The organism is Wolbachia endosymbiont of Mansonella perstans (assembly GCF_020278605.1).
GTDB lineage: Bacteria > Pseudomonadota > Alphaproteobacteria > Rickettsiales > Anaplasmataceae > Wolbachia.
Window position 1 is genome coordinate 1 of the sequence record NZ_JACZHU010000071.1, and the last position, 5391, is coordinate 5391.

Here is a 5391-nt window from a genome sequence, read left to right on the forward strand (position 1 = left end):
CATTGAGTTTTTTGTCGTTTAATCTGTATAGACTGGAGATAAATAATAGCTTCAGTACTATGATAAGGGTAACGGCAAAAGTTGCTAAGTAGTTTTTTTATGTCGGAACTCTTGAACAAGTTTTTATTCCTCATGAGTAAATTAATGCTATTCTTTTATTACTGGTCTGAAGTTTTTTTATGTTCATACACTTGCGTGTTCACAGTGTTTATTCACTGCTTGAAAGTTCGGTTAAAATTGAGGAGCTGAGTAGCCTTTGTTTGCGGAATAAAATGCCAGCAGTTGCGATAACTGATTCAGGTAATTTATTTGGCTCACTCGAATTTGCAGAATATGCTGCAAGTAGAGGAATACAACTAATAATAGGGTGCAATATTATAGTTCAACACTCAGAACAAAATCTACCCATATTATTGCTTGCAAAAAATGAGCGAGGATACGCTAATTTGGTCACTTTGGTGAGTGAGTCCTTTAGAAAGCGCAAAAATAGCAACGATATTCCTTACGTTGATTTTGATGGGCTATTAAATTTAAGTTCAGGCCTAATCGCTTTAACCGGTGGATATGATGGTATATTGGCTCAACTGTTGTTGAAGCAAGATAAAGAAACGATAAAAAGACTGCTCTCAGCATTCAATGGTCATTTATACGTTGAATTGCAGCGTCATGGGCTTAGTAAAGAGTTGGAGCTCGAAGAAGCTTTAATAGACTTTGCTTACCAGCACGATATACCGTTAGTTGCAACAAATGATGTATTTTTTCCTAACAGATCTGACTATGAGGCTTATGATATATTAACGTGCATATCAGAAGGAAGTTATGCTCTCGAAAATAACAGAAGGAAGCTAACTACTGAGCATTATTTCAAATCTGTGGCGGAAATGGAGGAGCTATTCAGCGATATCCCTGAAGCGATTCATAATACCTCAGTAGTAGCCAGAAGGTGCTCTTATATGCCAAAAAGTAGGCAACCTATTTTGCCTAAATTTCCTTGTCGAGAGAATAAAACTGAGAATGAAGAATTGAAGGAACAGGCAATTGCGGGGTTGGAACTTCGTATTGCAAACGAAACGAACATAAACCTTAAGCAATACCACGATCGGCTAAATTACGAACTAAGCGTAATAACTTCAATGAACTATGCTGGCTACTTTTTGATAGTTTCTGATTTCATTCGTTGGAGCAAAGCAAATGGCATTCCAGTTGGTCCAGGAAGAGGTTCTGGTGCTGGATCAATTGTTGCTTGGGCGTTGCAAATTACGGATCTTGATCCGATAAAATTTGGTCTAATCTTTGAAAGATTTTTAAACCCTGATCGTATATCAATGCCTGACTTTGACATCGATTTTTGCCAGGAAAAGAGGGATTTAGTTATTGAATATGTTCGGAAGAAGTATGGTTATGTTGCTCAAATAATTACTTTTGGAAAATTACAGGCAAAAGCTGTACTGCGCAACGTTGGAAGGGTATTGCAGATGCCTTACGCCCAGGTGGATAAAATATCTAAGATGGTTCCGTTTAATCCGGTAAACCCTGTAACTTTATCACAAGCGATAGAGCTTGATCAAAATCTGCAGAAAGAAAGGGATAGCGATGAAGTAATTGCAAAACTCCTTGGTATCTCTCTTAAGCTTGAGGGGATATATCGTCACGTTTCAACTCATGCGGCCGGAATTGTGATATGCGATCAAAAGTTAGAAAATTTTGTTCCTGTTTATTATGATCCAAACTCAGCTCTACCAATCACTCAATACAGCATGAAATATGTGGAGAAAGCTGGACTAATAAAGTTTGATTTTCTCGGGCTTGGTACGCTTACGCTGATAGATCATGTATGTCGCTTAATTAATCATAATGAAAGAAAAATTGATATTTCCTCAGTTCCTTTGGATGATCAGAGAACCTATAAAATGCTCTCAAGAGGTGATTCAATTGGAGTGTTCCAGCTTGAAAGTTCAGGAATGAGAGAAGCTTTAATCAAACTAAAACCAGACTGTATTGAAGATATCATCGCTTTGATTTCTCTTTATCGTCCAGGGCCAATGGATAACATTCCAACTTATGTTGCAAGAAAGCACGGGCTTGAAAAGCCAGATTATATTCATCCATTACTCGAGGGGGTATTAAAAGAAACATTTGGAGTAATAATCTACCAAGAGCAGGTGATGGAAATAGCGCGCATTCTCTCTGGATATAGCTTAGCTGAAGCAGATCTACTGAGGCGTGCTATGGGTAAGAAAATCAAAGAAGAGATGGATAAACAGCGTGAACTTTTCATCCAAGGAGCAATGAAAAATAGTGTTGATTATGATAGGGCAAGTTATATTTTTGACCTTGTTGCAAAATTTGCTGGTTATGGATTTAATAAATCTCATGCAGCCGCATATGCAGTGATATCTTACCAAACAGCTTACCTTAAGGCTAACTATCCGTTGGAATTTTTCACAGCCTTGATGAATCTGAATATTGATGACAGGGACAAATTGAATTTATTTTATCACGCTGCAAAATTTATTGGAGTTTCTGTTCTTTCGCCTGATATAAACAAATCTAAAGCTGAATTTTCAATAGAGGGTGAACACATACGCTACGGCATTGCTGCTTTGCGTAATGTTGGTTTTTCTATAGCAGAAGGAATAGTGAATACACGTTCAAGCGCCCATAAGGACATATGGGCATTCATTCAAAATTCGGGGCATATAATAAATAAAAGAGCACTAGAAAGCCTAATTAAATCCGGGGCATGTGATAATGTGCATCAAAACAGAAAGCAGCTATATGAGTCAATAGACACGTTGATTTACTTTGCAAATAAAAATAGGCAGGATAAGGAATCGAATCAAGCTGTTTTATTTGGTAATCTTGATGTTCTCAAGCCGAAACTTGAGGATGTAGAAGATTTTAATGAAGAGGAAAAATTAGAGCATGAGTTATTTTCGCTGGGATTTTACTTAACTAATCACCCACTTGAAAAATTTAGGGCCCTTTTGAGAAAATTAAATATTGGATTTATCGGAGAGAGTAAGACAACAAAAACTGCTGGTGTAATATTAAATGCACGTATGAGAACTTCGGAGCGCGGAAGATTTGTTATACTCATGCTTTCTGATCCCCATAATGTTTCTGAAATAGCATTCTATAATAACGAAATAATAGAGGAGAAAAGAAATTTATTTTCGTCAGGAACGTTTGTGATAATTGATCTTGAGACTTCGGAGAATACTACAAGATTGGTAGGGAAAGATATATCTGAGTTTACGGAAAGGATCACTTCTATAATAAAGGGGTTAGTGTTAACTGGATGTGCGGATTCACAAACAGCTGCTACGGAATTAAGTTCAGTGCTGAAAGATGGAGGTAGAACCAAAATCATGCTGGAACTTCTGCTTGAAAAACATAAAGTGAGTATCTTGTTACCAGGTGCATATTCAATCACTCCTCAAGCTGTTTGTGAGATATCCAATTTAAGCTGGATTAAAGGCATAGAAATTGATACAAATAGCTTGCTTATATAAAAAAGCTTTATATAATGGAGCATTTAATCGGTATTAAAGGAAAGTATAGTGAATCTTTATGAATTTACTTTTATAGCACAACAGGGCTTATTACAGCAAGAAGTAGAAGAAGTAATCCAGGAACTAGGTATTTTATTGAAGAACATTAAAGCAGATATTATGCTTCAGCAAATCAAGAGCGTTCTAAAAGAAGGGAATGATAAGCTCGCGAAACAGGAGTTAGAGGTACGTGTTAAAAACATTCAAGAAAGTTTAGTTAATTATTCTAACTTTTTGGAAGGTTTTGCAAAAATTTTATGGACTGAGTTGGAAAAAGATCTGTCAAACTTGAAAGAAGTAGAATCAAAAATTGATAAGGAATTGAAGAGTAGTCTAAAAGGTTTAGGAATAACACAAGATTTCGTAAAACTTCCAGAGTGTGGTAAGCAAATTGCTAAGAGTGCATTTATTCGCAATACAATAAATACTTTAAAGGAAAATATTTCAGAGCATTTAATGAAGCTTTTTCAGGTGTTTTTACAAGGTTTTGGAATCACAGTTTCTAATCAATTGAGTAAAGCATTAGAGGCGCTTTTAGGAAATGTTGAAGCTTCAGGATTGATAAAGTATGAATATTGCGGTCTATTAGACTTTGCGTACCCGATAAATAAGATGAAGAGTGGTCATTATTGTATAATGTGCGTAAGCTCTACTTCAAGTATTATGGATGAATTTGTGCGTAGAGTAAAGCTTAACGAAAATATCATTCGCCACTTGTCTGTCCGGGTTAATAAATTTTTTGAAGGTAAATCTCATATGATGGATAAACAAGTTGAGGAGCAGGGCGCATAATGACAAAAAGACGAAGTAATTTTAATGATTCTTATGTATCTGTAAATAACAGAACTGGGTTTAGGCGTTCTAAAGTTTGTCCTCTTGCTGCGCTGGGAGATGAAGAAATAGATTATAAGAATACGGATTTATTATCCAAATATATCTCTGACTATGGTAGAATATTACCTAGAAGATTAACAGGCGTGTGTGCAAAAAAGCAGAGGAAATTGCGTTTAGAAATCATAAGGGCACGTTTTTTATCTCGTATTCCTTACTGTACTAAAAAAGTTTAGGTAATTTATGTTAGTAATTTTAAAGGAAAATATAAGGACTCTTGGTAGGTTAGGCGAAATTGTAAAGGTAAAGCCTGGCTACGCACGCAATTTTCTTTTTCCACAAAAGAAGGCGGTTAAAGCTACTAAGGAGAGTATAGCAAAACTGGAAGAGCAGCGTTTCTTTTTAGAGGAAGAGAATATAAGGAAATTGAATTTAGCAAAAGAGCTAGCAGCGTCTCTTACTGATAAGTTTGTGGTGTTGGTAAAGCAAGCTTCTGAAAATGGCAAAATTTTTGGTTCTGTAACAACAAGAGAAATTGCGAAATCTTTGTTGCAAGAGTGTGAAATTGATCACCGTAAAATATTCTTTAATGGAGTAAAAATAAGAAATTTAGGTGAGTATCAAGTGGATATAGAACTTCACAGTGAAGTAGTGATACCAATCACTGTTCATGTTGTGAGATCAGAGACAGATGCGCATGAATTAAGGCAGGTAAAATTACAAAGCCCAAAAATCACAACAACAAGAGAGTCGGACTACATGCAAGAAGATATAAACGATAAGTAACCCCTTTCTTGTCATCCAAGTAGCCTTTTCTTGTCATTCCGATCCTTAAGATGTCATCCAAATTAGCTGACACCTGAAGTTGTTTGAGTTGCTATTTGGGTTTATCTTTTCTTAAATAAATTTATATTAATTCTGGAACGCTTATTACTAAAGACTTAAACAATATGGCCATTGATCAAGCTATAAAATAATGAATCAGTCAGTAAATTTTTCGTTAAAA

General features: G+C 35.7%; 3 protein-coding genes and 1 pseudogene. All 4 read left to right on the top strand.

What is annotated here, in order from left to right; genetic code table 11:
- Positions 1-179 precede the first annotated feature (179 nt).
- The 4 genes and pseudogenes from dnaE (at position 180) to rplI (ending at position 5160) form a co-directional block, all read left to right on the top strand.
- Positions 180-3515, top strand: a complete 3336-nt coding sequence (gene dnaE / locus IHO13_RS04275) for a DNA polymerase III subunit alpha (RefSeq protein ID WP_225538427.1) — start codon at positions 180-182, stop codon at positions 3513-3515.
- A gap of 48 nt (positions 3516-3563) precedes the next feature.
- Positions 3564-4346 (top strand): 30S ribosomal protein S6, encoded by a 783-nt coding sequence (rpsF, locus tag IHO13_RS05920; RefSeq protein ID WP_225538428.1) that lies wholly within the window; start codon positions 3564-3566, stop codon positions 4344-4346.
- Complete coding sequence (gene rpsR / locus IHO13_RS04285) at positions 4346-4621, top strand: 30S ribosomal protein S18 (protein ID WP_225538429.1); 276 nt, start codon at positions 4346-4348, stop codon at positions 4619-4621. The genes rpsF and rpsR overlap by 1 nt, the downstream gene beginning before the upstream one ends.
- Before the next feature lie 7 nt (positions 4622-4628).
- A pseudogene (gene rplI / locus IHO13_RS04290) lies at positions 4629-5160 on the top strand (50S ribosomal protein L9).
- Positions 5161-5391 lie beyond the last annotated feature (231 nt).